The sequence below is a fragment of the Desertivirga arenae genome, assembly GCF_017355785.1.
In the GTDB taxonomy this organism is placed as follows: domain Bacteria; phylum Bacteroidota; class Bacteroidia; order Sphingobacteriales; family Sphingobacteriaceae; genus Desertivirga; species Desertivirga arenae.
Map to the genome: position 1 here is coordinate 157,027 of NZ_JAFEWE010000015.1, position 18,932 is coordinate 175,958.

16 protein-coding genes and 1 rRNA gene are annotated in these 18,932 nt (G+C 39.8%); 4 read left to right on the top strand and 13 right to left on the bottom strand.

The window, feature by feature from the left end; all coding sequences use genetic code 11:
• Window positions 1–9: 9 nt before the first annotated feature.
• The 8 genes from J4N24_RS21810 to J4N24_RS21845 all read right to left on the bottom strand — a co-directional run bounded on the left by J4N24_RS21810 (window position 10) and on the right by J4N24_RS21845 (window position 7,072).
• Window positions 10–1,683: an FAD-dependent oxidoreductase gene (locus tag J4N24_RS21810; RefSeq protein ID WP_207535869.1), complete on the bottom strand. Its 1,674-nt coding sequence runs from the start codon at window positions 1,681–1,683 to the stop codon at window positions 10–12.
• Window positions 1,667–2,464 (bottom strand): TerC family protein, encoded by a 798-nt coding sequence (locus tag J4N24_RS21815; RefSeq protein ID WP_207535870.1) that lies wholly within the window; start codon window positions 2,462–2,464, stop codon window positions 1,667–1,669. Before J4N24_RS21815 ends, J4N24_RS21810 begins: the two co-directional genes overlap by 17 nt.
• Window positions 2,465–2,572: 108 nt before the next feature.
• Window positions 2,573–3,811 carry a DUF4097 family beta strand repeat-containing protein gene (locus J4N24_RS21820; protein ID WP_207535871.1) on the bottom strand — a complete coding sequence of 413 codons (1,239 nt, stop codon included), beginning with the start codon at window positions 3,809–3,811 and terminating at the stop codon, window positions 2,573–2,575.
• Entirely contained in the window at window positions 3,792–4,355 is a 564-nt protein-coding gene (locus J4N24_RS21825; protein WP_207535872.1) for a hypothetical protein, read from the bottom strand. Before J4N24_RS21825 ends, J4N24_RS21820 begins: the two co-directional genes overlap by 20 nt.
• Before the next feature lie 7 nt (window positions 4,356–4,362).
• The gene (locus J4N24_RS21830; protein ID WP_207535873.1) at window positions 4,363–4,926 is read right to left on the bottom strand and encodes an RNA polymerase sigma factor; all 564 of its coding nucleotides are present in this window, start codon (window positions 4,924–4,926) and stop codon (window positions 4,363–4,365) included.
• 390 nt (window positions 4,927–5,316) lie between these two features.
• Window positions 5,317–5,850 (bottom strand): AAA family ATPase, encoded by a 534-nt coding sequence (locus J4N24_RS21835; RefSeq protein WP_207535874.1) that lies wholly within the window; start codon window positions 5,848–5,850, stop codon window positions 5,317–5,319.
• Window positions 5,832–6,440: a nicotinamide riboside transporter PnuC gene (gene pnuC, locus J4N24_RS21840; RefSeq protein ID WP_207535875.1), complete on the bottom strand. Its 609-nt coding sequence runs from the start codon at window positions 6,438–6,440 to the stop codon at window positions 5,832–5,834. The genes J4N24_RS21835 and pnuC overlap by 19 nt, the downstream gene beginning before the upstream one ends.
• 116 nt (window positions 6,441–6,556) lie before the next feature.
• Window positions 6,557–7,072, bottom strand: coding sequence for a lipoprotein (locus tag J4N24_RS21845; RefSeq protein ID WP_207535876.1), 516 nt, complete (start codon window positions 7,070–7,072; stop codon window positions 6,557–6,559).
• 36 nt (window positions 7,073–7,108) lie between these two features.
• On the opposite strand from J4N24_RS21845, the gene J4N24_RS21850 reads away from it, so the two are divergent.
• From J4N24_RS21850 to J4N24_RS21860, 3 genes are all read left to right on the top strand, one after another.
• On the top strand, window positions 7,109–7,309 hold the full coding sequence (locus tag J4N24_RS21850; protein WP_207535877.1) for an energy transducer TonB: 201 nt from the start codon (window positions 7,109–7,111) through the stop codon (window positions 7,307–7,309).
• A gap of 264 nt (window positions 7,310–7,573) precedes the next feature.
• On the top strand, window positions 7,574–10,390 hold the full coding sequence (gene carB / locus J4N24_RS21855; protein WP_207535878.1) for a carbamoyl-phosphate synthase large subunit: 2,817 nt from the start codon (window positions 7,574–7,576) through the stop codon (window positions 10,388–10,390).
• A 153-nt stretch (window positions 10,391–10,543) separates the two neighbouring features.
• Window positions 10,544–11,275 carry an acyl-CoA desaturase gene (locus J4N24_RS21860; protein WP_207535879.1) on the top strand — a complete coding sequence of 244 codons (732 nt, stop codon included), beginning with the start codon at window positions 10,544–10,546 and terminating at the stop codon, window positions 11,273–11,275.
• A gap of 59 nt (window positions 11,276–11,334) precedes the next feature.
• On the opposite strand, the gene J4N24_RS21865 is transcribed toward J4N24_RS21860, so the two are convergent.
• Genes J4N24_RS21865 through J4N24_RS21875 form a run of 3 tightly spaced genes read right to left on the bottom strand, consistent with a single transcriptional unit; the run spans window position 11,335 to window position 16,823 of the window.
• Window positions 11,335–14,559: an error-prone DNA polymerase gene (locus J4N24_RS21865; protein ID WP_207535880.1), complete on the bottom strand. Its 3,225-nt coding sequence runs from the start codon at window positions 14,557–14,559 to the stop codon at window positions 11,335–11,337.
• A 14-nt stretch (window positions 14,560–14,573) separates the two neighbouring features.
• Window positions 14,574–16,076 (bottom strand): Y-family DNA polymerase, encoded by a 1,503-nt coding sequence (locus tag J4N24_RS21870; protein ID WP_207535881.1) that lies wholly within the window; start codon window positions 16,074–16,076, stop codon window positions 14,574–14,576.
• Between the two features lie 3 nt (window positions 16,077–16,079).
• Window positions 16,080–16,823, bottom strand: a complete 744-nt coding sequence (locus tag J4N24_RS21875) for an ImuA family protein (RefSeq protein WP_207535882.1) — start codon at window positions 16,821–16,823, stop codon at window positions 16,080–16,082.
• Window positions 16,824–17,047: 224 nt separating this feature from the next.
• Here J4N24_RS21875 and J4N24_RS21880 point away from each other — a divergent pair, with 224 nt between their 5' ends.
• On the top strand, window positions 17,048–17,683 hold the full coding sequence (locus J4N24_RS21880) for an alpha-ketoglutarate-dependent dioxygenase AlkB family protein (RefSeq protein ID WP_207535883.1): 636 nt from the start codon (window positions 17,048–17,050) through the stop codon (window positions 17,681–17,683).
• On the opposite strand, the gene J4N24_RS21885 is transcribed toward J4N24_RS21880, so the two are convergent.
• Complete coding sequence (locus tag J4N24_RS21885; RefSeq protein ID WP_369806253.1) at window positions 17,661–18,530, bottom strand: bifunctional helix-turn-helix domain-containing protein/methylated-DNA--[protein]-cysteine S-methyltransferase; 870 nt, start codon at window positions 18,528–18,530, stop codon at window positions 17,661–17,663. The genes J4N24_RS21880 and J4N24_RS21885 overlap by 23 nt on opposite strands.
• A 296-nt stretch (window positions 18,531–18,826) precedes the next feature.
• Window positions 18,827–18,932 (bottom strand): 5S ribosomal RNA (rrf, locus tag J4N24_RS21890); the annotation flags it as partial.

Below are 18,932 nucleotides of genomic sequence, written 5' to 3' on the forward strand. Positions count from 1 at the left end.
GTTGCTTATTTATTTTCTCCAGCCCATGGCTTCCTTCAGATAAATGTCAAGCATTTCGATAACAACAGCATCATTGAGATAACCAATGTGCATATCAGGCCTTATGATTAAGGCTTTTTTACTTTTCTCACTAACCTCAAAATACTCGAAGAAATGCTTATTCTTTTCTGAGGGAGGCAAATAATAAAAGTTTAGTCCCCTAGGGTACGTGTCAGTTATCCATTTAGCTAAAAGGAATAGATCCCGGTCATTTAGTTTCCCTACCACAAGAAGAGTAAAACCTGTCTTCAAACTCCAACTATGCAGATCTGTTTCTTTTCCAGTTTTCTCATCAAATATAGTAAGGTAGGGCAGCCGATCTCCTGCCTTAACTTTCTTACTACTACTATGATCAACCGATAACCTTTTTCCTCTATAAGTGATACCCGTTTGAGATAGCAATGTAAAAACCTGCTTTCTCATTCTTTCAGTAGACCAAAACAATGGAACTAATTTGGGAAGCACCCAATTTCTAAAAGTCTTAATTAACCCATTTTGAAACATTACCCAACTAGTCACTCTATCGGTAGTTCTTAATAATTGCTTTGCAACAGGCATTCTTTCTTCCTCGTAAGTTCTGAGTATTTTCGGATCAAAATCTCCCCTAACAACTCCTGCAAGTTTCCAGGCTAAATTATACGCATCTTGTAAACCTGCGTTCATCCCTTGTCCCCCGATAGGAGAATGAACATGGGCGGCATCTCCTATCAGAAAACAGTTCCGGGATCTGAACACCTCAGCAATCTGACGATGGGCCTTGTAAACAGAGAACCATGTGAGGTACTCCTGTTGTGTTGAAAAACCAAGCGTGTATGTTAAATAAGGCTTTATATCCTGGAAGGTTACCATAGTTCTCTGCTCTAGTGTTTGTGGCAGAACTCCTATAAATCGAACGTTACCTTCCCCCATAGGAAAATAACTTACAAACCCTTCATTTTTAAGAAGTATACGTATGGATTCCTGCCCTATCTCTTGTGGAAGCTTCAAATCAGCAAGGTAAAAGCGATTTTTGTATACACCACCTTTAAAGCCTATTCCAAGTTTAGTACGAACATTACTTGAAGCTCCATCTGCTCCCACCAACCAACGAGCACTTAAAACTTGCTGCTCACCATTCCGGCATATGTTTACCAATACTCCATCATCTGTTTGATCCAAATTCAGCAACTCGGTATTCCAATAAATGGGACAAGCATTCGAAGTGAGATAATCAATTAATATCCGCTCAGTTTTGCTTTGCTCCAGGATCAATACATAAGGGAAAGCGGTACTATCATCAGCCAGTAAAGAAAAATCTATTGTTGTTACTTCGTCAATATCTGAATGAATCGCAATCTCCTTAACAATGTTACCTTGCCTGATCAGTGATGTATCCAAACCCAACTGCCTGAAAATCTCTAATGATCGTGCTTGAACTACAATTGCCCTTGACTCTGAGGTAGCCTTGATTTTAGAATCTATAATTACCGGGTGAATGCCGTTTCGCAATAATTGAGCTGCCATCATTAGTCCGGAGGGACCAGCACCTACTATTAACACAGATATATCAGATGGCAGCTTTGTCATATATTCCAGCAGCAAGTTATCCTTGCTTACAGTGCAATTATTCAGCGAAGTTATGGTAAGATTATAATGCCTTCTCATCAGAGTTCCCTTCGGGAGTATTCCTTAAATGCAAAGGCTTTTCTGCTTTTGCTTTCATCTTCAAATTTAACATCTCCACTAATACAGAGAATGCCATTGCAAAATAAATATAACCTTTAGGGATGTGCTGTTCAAATGACTCTGCCAATAAAGACACTCCTATTAGCAGTAAAAACGACAAGGCAAGCATTTTCACCGTTGGGTGATTATTCACAAATGTACTTATACTACCTGCCGCAAACATCATTATAATAACTGCTATAATTACCGCAGCAATCATAACTGCTACTTCATCTGCCATTCCAACTGCAGTGATTACAGAATCGAGGGAAAATACGATATCAAGAATCAGGATCTGAATAATTACACCGGTGAAAGAATGTACTTTTCCCCCTTCTTGTGTATGCTCTGCTCCCTCCAATTTCTCATGAATTTCGCTGGTACTTTTATAAATAAGGAACAAGCCTCCAACCAGCAGGATGAGATCCCGCCCTGAAATAGCCATCTTTTCAATCAGAGAAGTATTGCTTACACCTATCCATTCGCCGATATTAAACAAAGGGGTAGTTAACTTCATAATCCAGCTTAAAGAAAGCAATAGCAAAATGCGTGTGAACATTGCCAGAGCAAGGCCTGTTTGCCTGGCCTTTTTCTGCTCGTGACCAGGAAGCTTCCCCGCTAAGATCGAAATAAAAATAATGTTGTCGATACCTAATACAATTTCCAATACCGTTAATGTGATAAGAGAGATCCAGATTTCAGGATTCGATAAAATTTCCATAAGTATAAACAATAGAGAATGTAAGCGTTTAAAACAAAAAAACCCTCCCATGGGGGGAAGGTTTTAATCATTAATTTAAAAAGAACTTATGATAGTGCTTAATTAAGCCTAATTAAAATGTACCGACCCATATTTGGAATTTACAACTACCTTAGCATCAGAGCCTTTCCCAATTTGCCCCTTGTAATTTTTGGTAAAATGTGGTCCTCTCGAATTAGTTTCAGGCGACCTGTTTACAACCACCACTTTATCATCACCATAGTTAAAACCACCATAACTTACAGTGACATCGAAATCAAAGCTAGCAGCTGGTTCAAAGCTTAAAGAAACATTCGAATAAGCAGCATCTACATTTAACGTTTTTATTTTCCTATCCACTTCAGCAATCTTAAAGCCTCCACAGTATCGTACGTTCACAGACCCATCACCTGATAGTTTCCCAATTTTGGCAGAAGAATAGCTTACTGTTGCATTAAGATTATCTGCCGACTCTAAAGTTAGACCTCCGTAAGCAATATCAAGATTGGCTGCCTTCAACTCATCAATATTAGCTTTTCCATAGGCAACTTTAATCCTGTTAGCTGAATTTAAAAGCTTATCGGCGCGGAGATTACCATAAGAACAATTAGCATTTACAATTCCGCTTAAAACAGGAAGAGTAACATTACCATACTTATTAGTTACATCAAGAGGATTTTTAGAAGGCATATATATCGTATAATTTACTTCAACCCCTCTTCTTTCGGTTACTCCGTTCAAACGTCTGATGCCCCAGAAATCGCCTCCTCTGTTTGCTCTGGCAATATGGGTAACAAATCCAATAACATTATGCTCTTTCGATTCTGAAATAGATACATTATTTAATAGCTCTTCGGCTTTTTCATCATCTCTTTCAAAAGCCTTTATAGATATCTCTACTTTTATCGAATTATTACTCCAACTATTTACCTGCACATTTCCAAACTGATTATCAATTGCAAGCTTGTCATTACCATCAACCTTATACTCTCTGACGATGCTTTTACTTTTTTCAGAGAACCTGGAATCCTGAAAATCAAATTGATTAAAATCAGGTGGCTCCGGAATATCTGGAGCGCCAGGGGCCTGGGGAACCTCTGGTACATTCAATTTAGGTCGCTCTAAACGGAGCACCGCTAATTTCTCCCCATTCAATTGGGCCAAACACTGCGACAGCTTTTCTACTACTTTTGAATTTATCTCCTGGTCAAGCGACTCAAGGCGCTTTAGTTCACTAAGCTCCTTTGGCCCTAAAATCTGGTTTTGTCCATGCACAAGGCTTGTAAACAAAACACAAAGAAGCACTATATTAAATACCTTTGTTTTCATTATTTTGAGTTCCTCTCAACTGCTTTAATTGTTCTATGACCGACAACTGCTGATTAAGTACCTGTGCCTGCACCTGCAAGTTTTTAATCATTGCTTTTAGTGTTACTTCCTGATTCGGACTCGTCTTCAAGTCTTTCTGAAGCTTTTTATAATTAGTCTGAAGTTTCTCGAGCTCTGAAGAAAACTCCTGATATAATTCGGGCTCCTGGTTTCTTATCTGAATAAGTTCCTCTCTTTTAAATTCAATTACTGAGACATAATGGGATTGCTGTTTTGCTAATTCAGGATCAATGCTGGCGATATCAATAGGAGCCTTCATTTGATGCCTGATATAAAGGATACCAAAAGTGCTAAACAATAAAAACATAGCGGCTATTCGTAATACTATCTTCAGTTTTACCACCTTGTCCTTCTTTGGCTGTTTTTTCTCAGCTTCATCCAAACCATTTTCAATCCTTTTCCATAGTTCTGGAGAAGGTTCAAACTCATCAAACTCTCTGCGGTTATCTCTAATAAACTGTTCTAATCTTTCTCTCTTTTCCATAAATATCTTAGATATCCTTCGCTTTAATTCTTGTTAATAAATCCATCAGCTTCCTTTTCGCCCTTAACAGCTGCGTTCTGGAGGTATTCTCGGTGATCTTGAGAATGAAAGCAATTTCTTCATGATCATAACCCTCCAGCAGATAGAGCGACAATACGATTCGGTAACCTTCGGGCAGCAACTGGATTGCCTTTTTCACTTCCTCTACCTGAAATTGAAGTTCTTCTTCATCAAACTCATCCTCATCGGCAATTTCAGAAAGATCAACATCTTCTACCGATAGAAATTCGAATTTCCTTTTACGTAGCTGTGATATACACTTATTGACAACTATCTGCTTGACCCACATTCCAAAGCTGGATTCCTGACGAAACTCCTTGATCCTTAAGAATGCATCGATGAATGACTCCTGCAGCATGTCACTTGCTTCATCGGCATTATTAAGAATCCGCATTGCTACATTATACATGGCTTTAGAATAAAGCTTGTACAATTCAAATTGCGCTTTCCGATTTCCTTCTTTACACTCAACCACCAGGCTGAAATGCGGGTCAATGTATACAGCTTCCAAATTATTTAGCTTCAGGTTAATAGACGCAGGTAATTTTTGAGTGTTGCATAAAAGGAAGGTTTTTTTACAAAAAATTATCAGACTAGCGTGATTTAAGGGAAGGGTCAAACTAAAATGGATTATGTTGGAGGCTATAAAAACAAAAAACCCTCCTGGTGGAGGGCTTTCTTTCGATCATTAATTTAAAAAGAACGTATGTATGCTTATTGAGGTAAGCCAAATTAAATTACCAAGCTACAGTTAAATCTAATACAATTACTATTTCCCTCTATTCACCTTAAACTGAACCTGTTGAAAATTTCTTTTATGGAATCCTTAAAGACGGGTATCTTTTAAGGAAATATGTTTCACCAACACTACAAAAGTAACATTCCTTCTTGAATTTTAATGTTAATATTTGTTAAGATATTGATCTATAGCATTAATCGCATTAGAAAGCCTTTCCTGATCAGTTCCAGATATGGTAACAAAGGAGGCATTTAAATCCTGTAGCTCTTTATACCAAACCTGCATAAAATGTTCCCGGAGGTGTGGAAAATCGCGCAGTGGATCCTCTTGCCAAGGCAGGTCAATGTCCATTAAGAGGTAAAGGTCATAAGTATGTTTAGGTAATTCGTCTAAGACTTCTTGTGGGGCTTTACCAAAAGTATAATCGCTCCAAATCTTTACTGTAATAAACGTAGTATCACAAATCAGAAGCTGCTTAGCCTTGGGCAGAAGTTCCTTTTCAAGTTTAAGTTGCCCATGAAACATATTAATTTCATCCTGCCAGGTACATGGTGCCGTTAAAGCTTCACAATACGCACGCGCATATTCAGGTACCCAAACAGTATTATAATGCTTAGCTAATTGTTCAGAAAGCGTAGATTTTCCTGTTGATTCAGGTCCGACAACTGCTATTTTCTTTACTGGCTTAACTTCCATGTTTTCTTCCAATCAAAATACCCTTTAGTAGCTAGGCCTACCAGGATCAAATATAATAAGGCAGTAAATGCAAGATTCTTATATAACAGCAATGGCACATAGCATATATCTACAATAATCCAAAGTAACCAATTTTGAAGCACCTTCCTTGTCATCAGAAATTGGGCTACGAAACTCATTGCGGTGCAGAAACCATCTGCGTAAGGAACGTCGGTATCGGTAAACTCGTCAAGATATTTACTTAAAGCTAATGTGAAAATTGCAATTGCTAATACGGTGTAAAGCCCTTCTCTTGAATTAAGGCTGACCACTGGTTTATCGTGCTGTTCCTTATTTTTAATCCAATAAATCCAACCATATATGGCGGTTAAAAGAAAGTATATCTGAAGGTAAGAGTCGCCATAGAGCTTATATTGATAATAGAGAGCTGCATAAGCACCGCAAGCTATAATGGAAACTGGCCAGTTTAAAATATGCTCTTTAGCAGCAAGGTAGATACAGGCCAGGGTAGTAACAATACCAAGCCACTCCAGGGAAGTAGTTGCTTCAAACTGCTTTACTACAAGTGAGAATAGTTCAGTTATTTCCATCAGCTGTAAAGGTACATAATAGGGCCGTGGAATTTTAGAATCAATTACGGCCCACAAAAAAGCCTCCCTTTTGGGGAGGCATCATTAACCAAACAATTATTATGAAGAAATAGTACCTACTGGGCAGGGGCGGAAGAGAAGCCAAGACTTGCTCTTACGCTAACATCTGTATTTAGCTGATTCCTTAACACATATTCCATTCTTAAACGTGCAGATGAACTTTTAATAATATCATCCAGGAAACGTGAATTATCAATATCTAATACAAGGCTTGAACCTGAAGAGGCGCTTACATCTGACCTTTGAGCAACCAGAACCTCCCCGGAGCCATCACTTCTGGAAAGATATAATTTTACAGAACTGAAAACTCCAAGGTTTTGGCTTGAAGGGTTGCTTGCTTCAATACGAGCCGAAGCAATTCTAACCTCTTTAATTTGAGAGTTAGTTTTAGTCCCAAACAGTTGATCAACACTGCTAGCCTGACTAACGGCAGAACGTGCGGTTCCGGTGCTGGTAGATGCAGGAATAATCAAAGTGGCAGTGTAGGGCAACGTAGATCGTACAATGGATTGCAGGGTACTACAACCAGCGAGCGCGGCAATAGCAATGAATCCTATTATTATCTTTTTCATGAGTGTGTGCGTGTGAAAAATATCTATGTTTAACAATTGCTATTAAGAATAGTTTTAGTTTTTGGTGAAAGTGATGGACCTGTCACGGCTATAAAAATTTTATCAAATCCGGGTTATGGTACTGCTGAAGAAGCAGTGCGGGTACTTAAGCGATTAAAAGGTTGGCAACCCGGGAAACAACAGGAAATACCTGTAAGAGTGTCTTACACGTTGCCGATTATAATGAACTTCAATTAACGTTGTTACTTATTTGAGAACCTTCTGAATTTGGCTTTAGAGACCTTGAAAATCACTATTAAAAGTCATACCGCTCTATAAAGTTACTTATAAAGAATAATTTCAATAAAATAAATGATAAGATTCATTTTACAGTTCTGTAAAAATCTATTTTTTTATACCTTTGCATCCCGACAATCAAGTCGGGATTTTTTCTTCACAGACAAGATTTCCTCTTGATTCTCAAGTCATCCGACTTTTAGAAATAAAAATAATTTAGCCCTAATGCCAAGAGACACCTCTATTAAATCAGTCCTGATTATCGGTTCAGGACCAATTATCATCGGTCAGGCCGTTGAGTTCGATTATTCAGGTTCGCAAGCTGCTTTATCGTTAAAAGACGAAGGAATTGAAGTATCCATTATCAATTCCAACCCGGCAACTATCATGACAGACAATGTCATCGGCGATCATGTTTATTTATGGCCGCTAACCTGCGATAGTATCGAGAAGATTTTACAAGAGCGCCACATTGACGCTGTTCTTCCTACAATGGGTGGCCAAACTGCGCTTAACCTTTGTAAAGAAGCAGAAGAACGCGGCATATGGGAAAAATATGGCGTCCGCATTATTGGTGTTGACGTTGCCGCAATTGAGAAAACAGAGAACCGCGAAGAATTCCGCCAGTTAATGGTAGACATTGGTGTAGGGGTTGCTCCTTCAAAAATTGCAAACTCTTTCCTTGAAGGAAAAGAAGCTGCGCAGGAAATTGGTTTTCCGCTGGTAATTCGTCCTTCATATACACTTGGAGGAACCGGAGGCGGTTTCGTACATAAGAAAGAAGATTTTGATGCAGCTTTAAGTCGCGGTCTTCAAGCATCTCCAACGCACGAAGTACTTGTAGAAAAAGCAGTTCTAGGTTGGAAAGAATACGAGTTGGAGCTTCTGCGCGACAGCAAAGACAATGTAATTATCATCTGTTCTATTGAGAACTTTGACCCGATGGGTATCCATACCGGAGACTCAATTACAGTTGCTCCTGCTATGACCTTAAGCGACCGTTGTTATCAAGACATGCGGAACCAGGCGATCAAGATGATGCGCGCTATTGGTAACTTTGCTGGAGGCTGTAACGTTCAGTTCTCAGTTGATCCAGCTACTGAAGCTATCATTGCTATCGAGATTAACCCTCGGGTTTCCCGCTCATCAGCTCTTGCATCAAAAGCTACTGGTTACCCAATCGCTAAAATTGCTGCTAAGCTTGCAATTGGTTACAACCTTGATGAGATTGAAAATCAAATTACAAAAACAACTTCAGCATACTTCGAACCAACTCTTGATTATGTCATTGTAAAGATCCCTCGTTGGAACTTCGACAAATTTAAGGGTGCCAATATGGAACTAGGCCTTCAAATGAAAGCCGTAGGAGAGGTAATGGGTATCGGCCGTACATTCATTGAAGCGCTTCAAAAAGCTTGTCAATCATTGGAAATTGGCCGCGCTGGCTTAGGTGCCGACGGCAGACAAAACCGTAACCTTGAAGAAATAATGTACGGTTTAGAGCATCCAAGCTGGAATCGTATCTTCTTATTAAAAGATGCGTTCAGTTTAGGAGTTCCTTTAGAATCTATACGTAAAGCTACTAAGATCGACAAGTGGTTCCTTGTACAGATTCAAGAGCTTGTTCAACTGGAGCAGGAACTTAAACGCTACTCGTTATATAATATCCCTAAAGACTTTTTCTGCACCCTTAAGCAGAAAGGGTTCTCTGATGTACAGATTTCCTGGTTATTAGGTAACGTTACAGAAGATGAAGTTTATGAGCGCAGAAAAGAGTTGGGTATCCGTCGTGTTTACAAGATGGTTGATACTTGCGCTGCCGAATTCCCTGCACAAACCCCTTACTACTACTCTACATTCGAAGATGAAAACGAATCTGTAGTAAGCGACAGAAAGAAAATTATCGTACTAGGGTCAGGTCCTAACCGTATCGGACAAGGTATCGAGTTTGATTACTCTTGTGTTCACGGCCTTTTAGCTGCTAAAGAATGTGGCTTTGAGTCTATCATGATCAACTGTAACCCTGAAACGGTATCTACAGACTTCAACATGGCCGATAAGTTATACTTCGAGCCTGTTTTCTGGGAACATGTACGTGAGATCATCGATCTTGAAAAACCTGAAGGAGTTATTGTTCAGTTAGGAGGGCAAACAGCTCTTAAAATGGCTGAAAAGCTTCATGAAAAAGGGATTAAGATTATCGGAACATCTTTCGATAATATGGATATCGCTGAAGACAGAGGTCGTTTCTCTGACCTGCTTAGAGATTTAGATATTCCATATCCACGTTACGGAGTTGCAGAAACTGCTGAAGAAGCTTTAGAAGTAGCTCACCACGTTGGTTACCCGGTTCTTGTTCGTCCAAGCTACGTTTTAGGCGGTCAGGGTATGAGCATTGTGATCAACGATGCAGACCTTGAAAATGCAGTGGTAAAATTACTAGGAGATCTTCCAGGTAACCGTGTACTAATTGACCACTTCCTTGACAGAGCTGAAGAGGCTGAGTCAGATTCAATCTGCGACGGAGAAGATGTACATATTGTAGGTTTAATGGAGCATATCGAACCTGCTGGTATCCACTCTGGAGATTCTAGTGCAGTTCTTCCTCCATTTAACTTGTCTGAAAACGTAATCAGACAAATGGAAGAGTACACCATCAAATTGGCAAAAGCACTTAATGTTAGCGGTCTTTTGAACATTCAGTTTGCAATTAAAGATGAAAAAGTATACGTAATTGAGGCAAATCCTCGTGCATCACGTACAGTTCCGTTCATTGCAAAAGCTTATGATGTTCCTTATATCAACATTGCCGCTAAGATCATGTTAGGTGTTAACAAACTTAAAGACTTCACAATTGTTAGAAAACTAGAAGGTTATGCCATTAAAGAACCTGTATTCTCTTTCGATAAGTTCCCTGAAGTAAATAAGCAGTTAGGCCCTGAAATGAAGTCGACGGGAGAAGCCATCAGGTTTATTAAAGACCTGCACGATCCGTACTTCGTTAAGCTTTACAAAGAGAAGTCCATGTACTTATCTAAATAAAACAAGAAGGCGGTTCTCGGACCGCCTTTTTTTTAAAAGTATAAACTGTTTGCTTAATGTTACCGTTTACTTTTAAATAAATCAGTTGTTTGGATTAAGCCCGCACAATTAAAGCTGTTTCTAAACGATTATATATACTATTACCATATTTTAATGACCATTATTCTTATTTTCTTCCTGGCTCACTGGTTCCTGTCGTTGTTCTTTCAAACATTCTTTTTACATCGCTATGCATCTCATAAAATGTTTAAAATGAACTTTTTCTGGGAAAGATTTTTCTACATGGGCACTTTTCTCGCTCAAGGAGCGTCTTTCTTAAACCCGAGAGCATATGCTATTATGCACCGTATGCATCATGCGTATAGCGATACAGAGAAAGATCCTCATTCTCCTCACTTTATTAAAGATGTTTGGGGTTTGATGATTCAAACCAAGAACATATACTTTAATTATCTAAAGCATAAGACTGAGCCAGAACCACAATTCCGTGATCGTTATCCTACATGGCCTATTATTGACAGAATAGGTGATCTTTGGTTTACTCGCATTTGCTTTATAGGTCTATATATAGCTTTCTATATCCTTTTTGCACCTCACTGGTTATTCTTTCTGTTACTTCCATTACACTTTCTAATGGGACCATTACATGGAGCTATTGTTAACTGGTGTGGACATAAATATGGCTATTCGAACTTTGATAATCACGATCATAGCAGAAATACCTTGCCAATTGATTTTTTAATGTTAGGAGAATTATTTCAGAATAATCACCATAAGAAACCGAATGATGTAAACTTTGCACAGAAGTGGTGGGAAATTGACCCTTCATACCCTGTAATTAAAGTTCTGCATTGGATGAGGGTGATAAAGCTTAGGAAGGATTAGAACTCAAAGTATATGGAAGGAGCCGGATAGGCTCCTTTTTTATTTACATGCTATTATGACTATCTGAAATTCCTTGCTTTCGGAAAGTTTTCTTCCTGTGCATTTTCACGAATTTGAGTTCGTTTATTAGTTGTAGGAAAAGGACTTTTTTCATCCGCCCGTGATAGTGTCAATATAGGTAAATTATCTGTCTCCTTTTTAGTTAATCCTCTCAATAACTTTGAAAGGTCGAAGCATCTCCTAACCACCACATGTATTACCTGACCTTCTCTCTGCAACTTTCCTTCAACCATCAGCAATTTCGCTCCTAATACCTCCTTGCGGTACTTCTCGAATAATTGTTGAAACACAACCAGGTTAGTAAAGCCAGTTTCATCTTCAATAGTAATAAAACAAACACCTCCTGCCGTTCCCGGCCGCTGCCGTACTAGAACCAATCCGGCAACCTTAACTAAAGCTCCTTCTCTGGCTTCGGTAATCTCTTTAGAGGATAGAATATGGAGGAGGCGAAGCTGATCTCGAACGAAGCTAACAGGATGAGCCTTAAGTGATAAAGAAGTAGTGGCGTAGTCTTGTACTACATGCTCTGCTGTGGACATTAAAGGAAGCTCAGTCTGCGCTTCTGTAACACTTGCAGAGGGTTGGCCCTCAAAAAGAGCGAGGGGCCGGTCATGCAATGCCGATACTTCCCATAATGCTTGCCGCCTGTCAAGCCCCAACGAACGGAAAGCATCAGCATCAGCTAACTTCTCTAAAGCTGTATGAGATACTCCGGCATCGCGTAGTGCTGGAATACTGTTATACCCGGCTCCTCTTCCTCTCAGCAAAGCCTCTATATCATCCTCCCTTATTCCTTTGATCTGGCGGAAACCCATACGAATGGCAAAATAATCTCCTGACTTTTCCTCAAGCAGATTATCCCATGATGAATAATTAATATCCGCCTCTCGTACCTCTACACCATGCTTTCGTGCATCAATTACAATCTGTGCAGGCTGATAAAAGCCCATCGGCATAGAGTTTAGAAGTGCCGTTGCAAAAACATCAGGATGATGATATTTAAGGTAGCAGGAGACATATACCAATAAGGCGAAACTAGCTGCATGGCTTTCAGGGAAACCATAGCTTCCGAAGCCTTCCAGCTGCTTAAAAACCCGCTTGGCAAACTCCTCATCATAGCCATTGGCTTTCATCCCATTTATAAGCTTCTCCTCAAACTTACTTACAAGGCCCTTCATTTTGAAGGTAGCCATACTTCGACGTAATTCATCAGCTTCAGCAGGAGTAAAGCCTGCTGCTACTATAGCAATTTGCATAGCCTGTTCCTGAAAAAGAGGAACACCTAGAGTCTTTCCTAATATACCTTCCAATCCTACAGGTATCTCAGGATCTTCTTCTTTATTCCTTCTTCTCAAATAAGGATGCACCATATCTCCTTGAATTGGGCCCGGCCGAACAATGGCTACCTCAATTACAAGATCATAAAAACATCGCGGTTTTAGCCTTGGAAGCATGGTTTGCTGAGCCCGACTTTCAATCTGAAAAACACCTATGGTATCGGCATCACAGATCATATCATAAACTTTGGGATCTTCCTCCTTGTTAATACTGGCTAAAGTATAATCCAGATTGTAATGCTTCTTTGCCAGGTCGAATCCTTTACGGATACAAGTCAGCATTCCTAAAGCCAGCACATCCACTTTCATAAATCCTAATGCATCAATATCGTCCTTGTTCCATTCAATATTGGTGCGGTTCTCCATCCGGGCATTTAGAATAGGACATAGCTCTGTAATTTTGCCCTGTGTAATCACAAAGCCTCCTGTATGCTGACCTAACTGCCGAGGGAAACCCATCATCTGTCCTGTAAGCTCTAAAACCTTTTTAAGCAAAGGATCTTCAGGATTTAAACCTTGTTCGATCAATCGCTCTGGCTCGAACCATTCTGTTGTAAATTCCCATATAGCACCAGCCAACCGGTTCAAGGTATCCTGCGACAATCCCATTACCTTTCCTACATCCCGCATTGCTCCTTTCTGATGCTGCTGGGTAACAGTAGCTACAATTGCTGTTCTATCCCTGCCATATTTGTTATAAATGTATTGGATCACTTCCTCGCGGCGTTCGTGTTCAAAATCAACATCAATATCCGGAGGTTCATTCCTGGCTGAAGAAATAAAGCGTTCAAAGAGCAGATCAAACTTGTTTGGATTAACGGAAGTAATTCCCAGACAATAGCAAACAGTGGAATTAGCAGCAGAGCCTCTTCCCTGACATAAGATCTTTTGCTCACGCGCATAGCGAACAATATCATAGACTGTAAGAAAGTAACTAGCGTAATTTTTCTCTTCAATGAAATTTAATTCATGCTTAATTGCTTTCTCAACCTTTTCAGGGAGCTCATCTCCAAAATGCTCCCGTGCTCCTTTCCAGGTAAGATGAATTAGTTCTTCCTGCGGTGTCCTTCCTTCAGAAGTTATCTCATCGGGGTATACATATTTTAGTTCATCAAGAGAAAACTGGCAAGCTTCAGCAATTTCAATAGTCCTGGCAACGGCATCCGGATAGCGGCTAAACAAACGATGCATCTCTTCCTGTTCTTTCAAGTATCGCTCCGCATTCTGATGAAGTCTAAAACCAGCTGTGTAAATAGTACATTTTTCGCGTACACAAGTTAATACATCCTGTAGCTCTCTTCTTTTAGGTTCATGATAGTGAACGTCGTTAGTTGCTACTAATGGAATGTAAAGCTGCCGGGATAACTGGTCTAAACGATAAAGTCTCTTATGATCATTGTTCTGGTATGATCTGCTGGCAGCAAGGTAAAAGTCTTTCCCAAAGAAGGTTTTATATTCCATAATTCCTTCCTTAAAAGAGTTATCAAAGTCAAAATCAGAATTTAGAGCATCGGGAGGAATAGCTATAAATTTAATGTCTCCGGCAATATTAAAAACGTCAGCCTTATATAGATCACATTTCCCCTTTTCAGTACGAAGGTTTCCTTTGCTCAATAATTCTGATAGCTTACTATAGGCGTTTTTACAGGTTGGATAAGCAAGCAAACTGGGCCCATCTAATAAATCAAGCCGGCAAGCAGGAATAAGTTTTATCTTCTTATCCTTACAAGCTGAGTGCGCTCTTACAATCCCAGCGAAAGTATTTCTATCAGTGATTGCTATTTTTGAGTACCCCATCAATTCCGCCTGCTCAACAAGCTCCTCTGGATGAGAAGCCCCTCTTAAGAAACTAAAATTGGAGGTTACCTGTAATTCTACATATGGCATAACAGTTACCTTTCTTAAGCAAAAAATCCATGAATAAACCAATCAGAGGTATCTGTATCAGAATAATGACCTGACCTGAACAGCCAATACCTTTTTCCTTCCTCATCCTCTACCTGGAAATAGTCCCGATGCTCTCCAGCCTCTAACCACCATTCCCTTTCTATACGCTCTGGCCCGTCGGACTTTTTAACATAATGCAGCTTGCCCTTGTACCTGAAAGTCATAGGAGGATAATCAGGTATAGGGGCAGTAACTTCAATTTTATCTGGCCTACTAAGCAAAAGAGTGGGACGGCTTTTTTCTGTAGGCCATATAACTGCAGGTTTATCGATAATAGACGATGCCAGCTGGATAGATCTTTCAGGCCAAAAGTGTTCATCCGGGAAATACCTATGAATAGCTTCCGAACCAATTCTGGCTGAAAGACGATCTAGAAGTTCACTAAGCTCCTCCATATTCTTACCCGCATTTTCTAACCATAAAGCTTCCTGAGATGGCGATATCTCTTCAACCTTGGTTGCTTCTATCACAAATAACTCTATTCCTAATGCAGGTTCGATAGAAGATATTTTTAATTCAAATAGCTTAAATAAGTGAGGAATGTGATGAGAAGCTTTATTAGTACCAATCTCAACCTGCTCTATTCGGCCATCTACACGGTAGCATTTCAAAACAACCTTTCTTATGCCCTTGCTTTCTTTATATAGGCGTTGACACAAGCTTTCCAACAGCTTTTGAATAGCGATTTCAATTCCTGATGCAGTTCGGATGGGCTCTAAACATGGAAGACGTTCCTGATAAGGTTCTACTAGATGTATAGAAACTAAAGGTTCTTCCTCTGAACCTAATGCTTGCGACAACCGCTGCAACATACCTTCCCCAAATCGTCTTCGCAGTACAGAACGGGGCATACTGATAAAACTGCGGATGTTATAAAGCCCTAATTTTTGAAGTCGCTGAAGTACTTCAATCTCTAAGCGTAAAGCAGCAGGAGGTAAGGATAATAGAGCTTCTGCCTGTTTCCCGCTTTCAACAACACTTCCATTTGTACCATAACGAGCCAAAGCCCAGGCTGCTCCAACAGTATCAGCCATTGCTATTTGAATATAATATCCTTTGCTTTTAAAACGATGGATTAATTCCTGCAGATATTGCAGCTCTCCTCCCCACAAATGCGTACAACCAGTAACATCAAGTACTAATCCATCAGGAGCATCAAGGGCGACTGTTGGGCTATAACGGATGCACCACTCGCCGATGGCTTTCAATAACTTAGTATTCCTGTCTTGTTTTTCATCAAATACTTCCAGTTGCGGAACCATTGCCTTGGCATCGGCTACCGGCATTCCTGTAAGTATACCATCTGCTTCAGCAATAGAGTTTACAGCGGTAATCACCTTGCGATTGTGAATAGAAGCTGCAAAAACAAAAGGTACATGAAACAATTCAGGCTTGCGGATACAAAGCCAGTCGGTAGTAAGATACCGGAACCATATGGATACAAAGCGCTTTTGCATATACTACCCAGCCTTTCGTGTTTCCTCCTCGACATTGATTGTAAATGATTTTTGTACTATTTGCTTAAATCCTTCAGAGCTCCATTCGAACTTCCATGAACCAGGATCTCCGTTTCGTACTTTCAACAGTTCTATATTCCAACGAGGAAAACCAAGTCCAGGCAAGCCCTCTTCAGGTTCACTGGCAATAGGACTAATTTGCCATCGGGCAGTACAGGCTGTTGAAGTAAGTTGACCTTTTGTCTTGAGCATAATAAAGCCAGTAACCTTACTTCTCTCCATTACTAATTGCAAACGACGTGATTGTGAGAAATTAATATCCTTTACCTCTGCAATCACAGCTACCAGGCCTTTACATTTTAAGGCTTCTTCAGTTGCCCATAAAACGTCTTTCTCCTTTACCAAATCAATAAAAATAACCCGGTCCGGCTCAACTCCAAAAGTTCTGAGAGCAGGAGGGAAGATGCTTCTGCTACAACTTATCCAAAGGCAATACCCCGTATTTCGCATCATTGCTGTTAGTAACCCGGCAATAAATCCACTGGTAGAAGCAGTATATTCAGGAAGAGGGTTTACAAACTCATGTAGAGTACCGGTAGGAAATACAGCATTAGGAAAAGCTGCTTCAATAGACTCTAACCCTTTAAACCGCAGGGATCCTGCAGTTGCAGGCTTAAACCCCTCTAATAAAAGGATCTCCTTTTGCAGTCTGTCTATTAGGATCTTCTTTGAAATACGCTGTTCCATACATTTACCAATACAAAAATAATGCTAATATTTTTAGCATTCCAAATATTGTTAAAAGAAATTTAGAAGCAACACTGGCAGGGATCCAGCTTTGTCAACCGTTAATAACTGACGTTATTTATAATATAGTTTCTGTTAAATTATTACGAGGAATAAAGCAAGAACTGGATTGTTCCTTCTGAAAACTCTCAGCATCTTTGCCAGCATTTACTTTATTTCTTAAAATGGACCTCTTTAACAGCGAACCCAATAGAGACAGTAATTATTTGCCGAAAGATGGAATAGTTAAGTATTTCGGTAAGGTACTCAAAAGGGAAGAAGCAGACCATTATTTAAATGTCCTGCTAAATTCTATTAACTGGAAAAATGATGAAGCAATAATTTTTGGAAAGGTCATTCATACTAAGCGAAAGGTAGCGTGGTATGGAGATTCAGATTTTAGCTATACCTATTCCAATAGCACTAAAACAGCAATCCCTTGGACTGCCGAGTTACACGAACTAAAAACAATCGTTGAAGAACAAACAGGAGAGCAATTTAATTCCTGTCTGCTTAACCTTTACCATGATGGAGAGGAAGGAATGGCTTGGCATAGCGATGCAGAAAAGGATTTGAAAAAGAATGGAGCAATTGCCTCTCTATCCTTTGGAGCCGAACGAAAATTTGCATTTAAACATAAAGAAACTAAGGAAACCATTTCCCTGCTCCTTGAACATGGAAGCTTACTAATTATGGCTGGCACTACACAGACCCATTGGTTGCATCGTCTGCCTCCTTCAACCCGTATAAAAACGCCTCGGGTTAATCTTACTTTCAGGACAATTGTTCAAAACCTCACTAAGAATGATTTTCAGAAATAAGGTTAAGAGGATCTGTGATGGAGGCTTCCCAACCAATTATGGCCGATTTGCGGTTTAATCCCCACATATAGCCTCCAAGGTTTCCGGAGGATTGTATTACACGGTGACAGGGGATTAGAAAGGCAACAGGATTACTTCCAATAGCGGTACCTACTGCGCGTGAAGCATTAGGCACGCTTATACTTTGAGCAATAGAACCGTAAGTAGAAAGCTTTCCCATTGGAATCTTTAAAAGACTTTCCCATACCTTCAACTGAAAGCTGGTCCCCTTTAAATGCAATTTGATCTGGTCCAGCTTCGTCCAGTCTTTCTGAAAGATTAGAAGAGCATTCGCTTGTATCTTATCAAAGCCTTCTAGATAATTAGCCTGTGGAAATGTAGATTTAAGCTTTAGCAGTTCGTTTTCCTGGTTATCATAGAAGGCCATATAACAAACTCCTTTCTCAGTAGACGCAAGTAGGAGAGGGCCGAAGGGACTAGTTACAAAACTGTACCGGATATGCAAGTCCTTACCTCCGTTCTTAAACTCAGCAGGAGTCATACCTTCTATATTAATAAAAAGTTCATGCAATCGGCTGTTACCCGAAAGTCCAGTTTCATAGGCCACATCAAACAAAGACGCCTCTGTTTCCTTCAGTAACTTTCTTGCATAAGCTATACTAATATATTGAAGGAATTTCTTCGGACTGGTGCCAGCCCATTCTGTAAATAAACGTTGAAAATGAAAGGGACTCAAACTTACAACCTCAGCGATCTCTTCCAATGATGGCTGCTTCTTGAAGTTCAATCGAATATATTCAATTGCCTTTGCAATACGTTCATAATTTAATTGATCCTGTTTCATAATCTAAACAAAGGATTAAAGGTCTTAAGCTTTTAGCAATTGTACAATCTGAATCTTGCTGTATTTTTCAAAAGCCAAACTTTATAGGCTTTTAGTTTGACTACGTTTATTCTAATAGGGGAATCTGTAAATTGTAAGTTTAGGAGAGAAGCCCTTCCGGATCAGGACTCTTTACCATAAGGGTAAATGACAGCATTGTACTTAGTCACTATTATTTTAATATCCTACCTTGAAGGGATTTTATAGTACCCCTAAAATTAAAAAAGCCCTATCAGTTACCTGAAGGGCTTTTGTTTAAAAGTTGGCACCGACCTACTCTCCCACATTTTACTGCAGTACCATTGGCTCTGGCGGGCTTAACTTCTCTGTTCGGAATGGGAAGAGGTGGACACCGCCGATATAGGC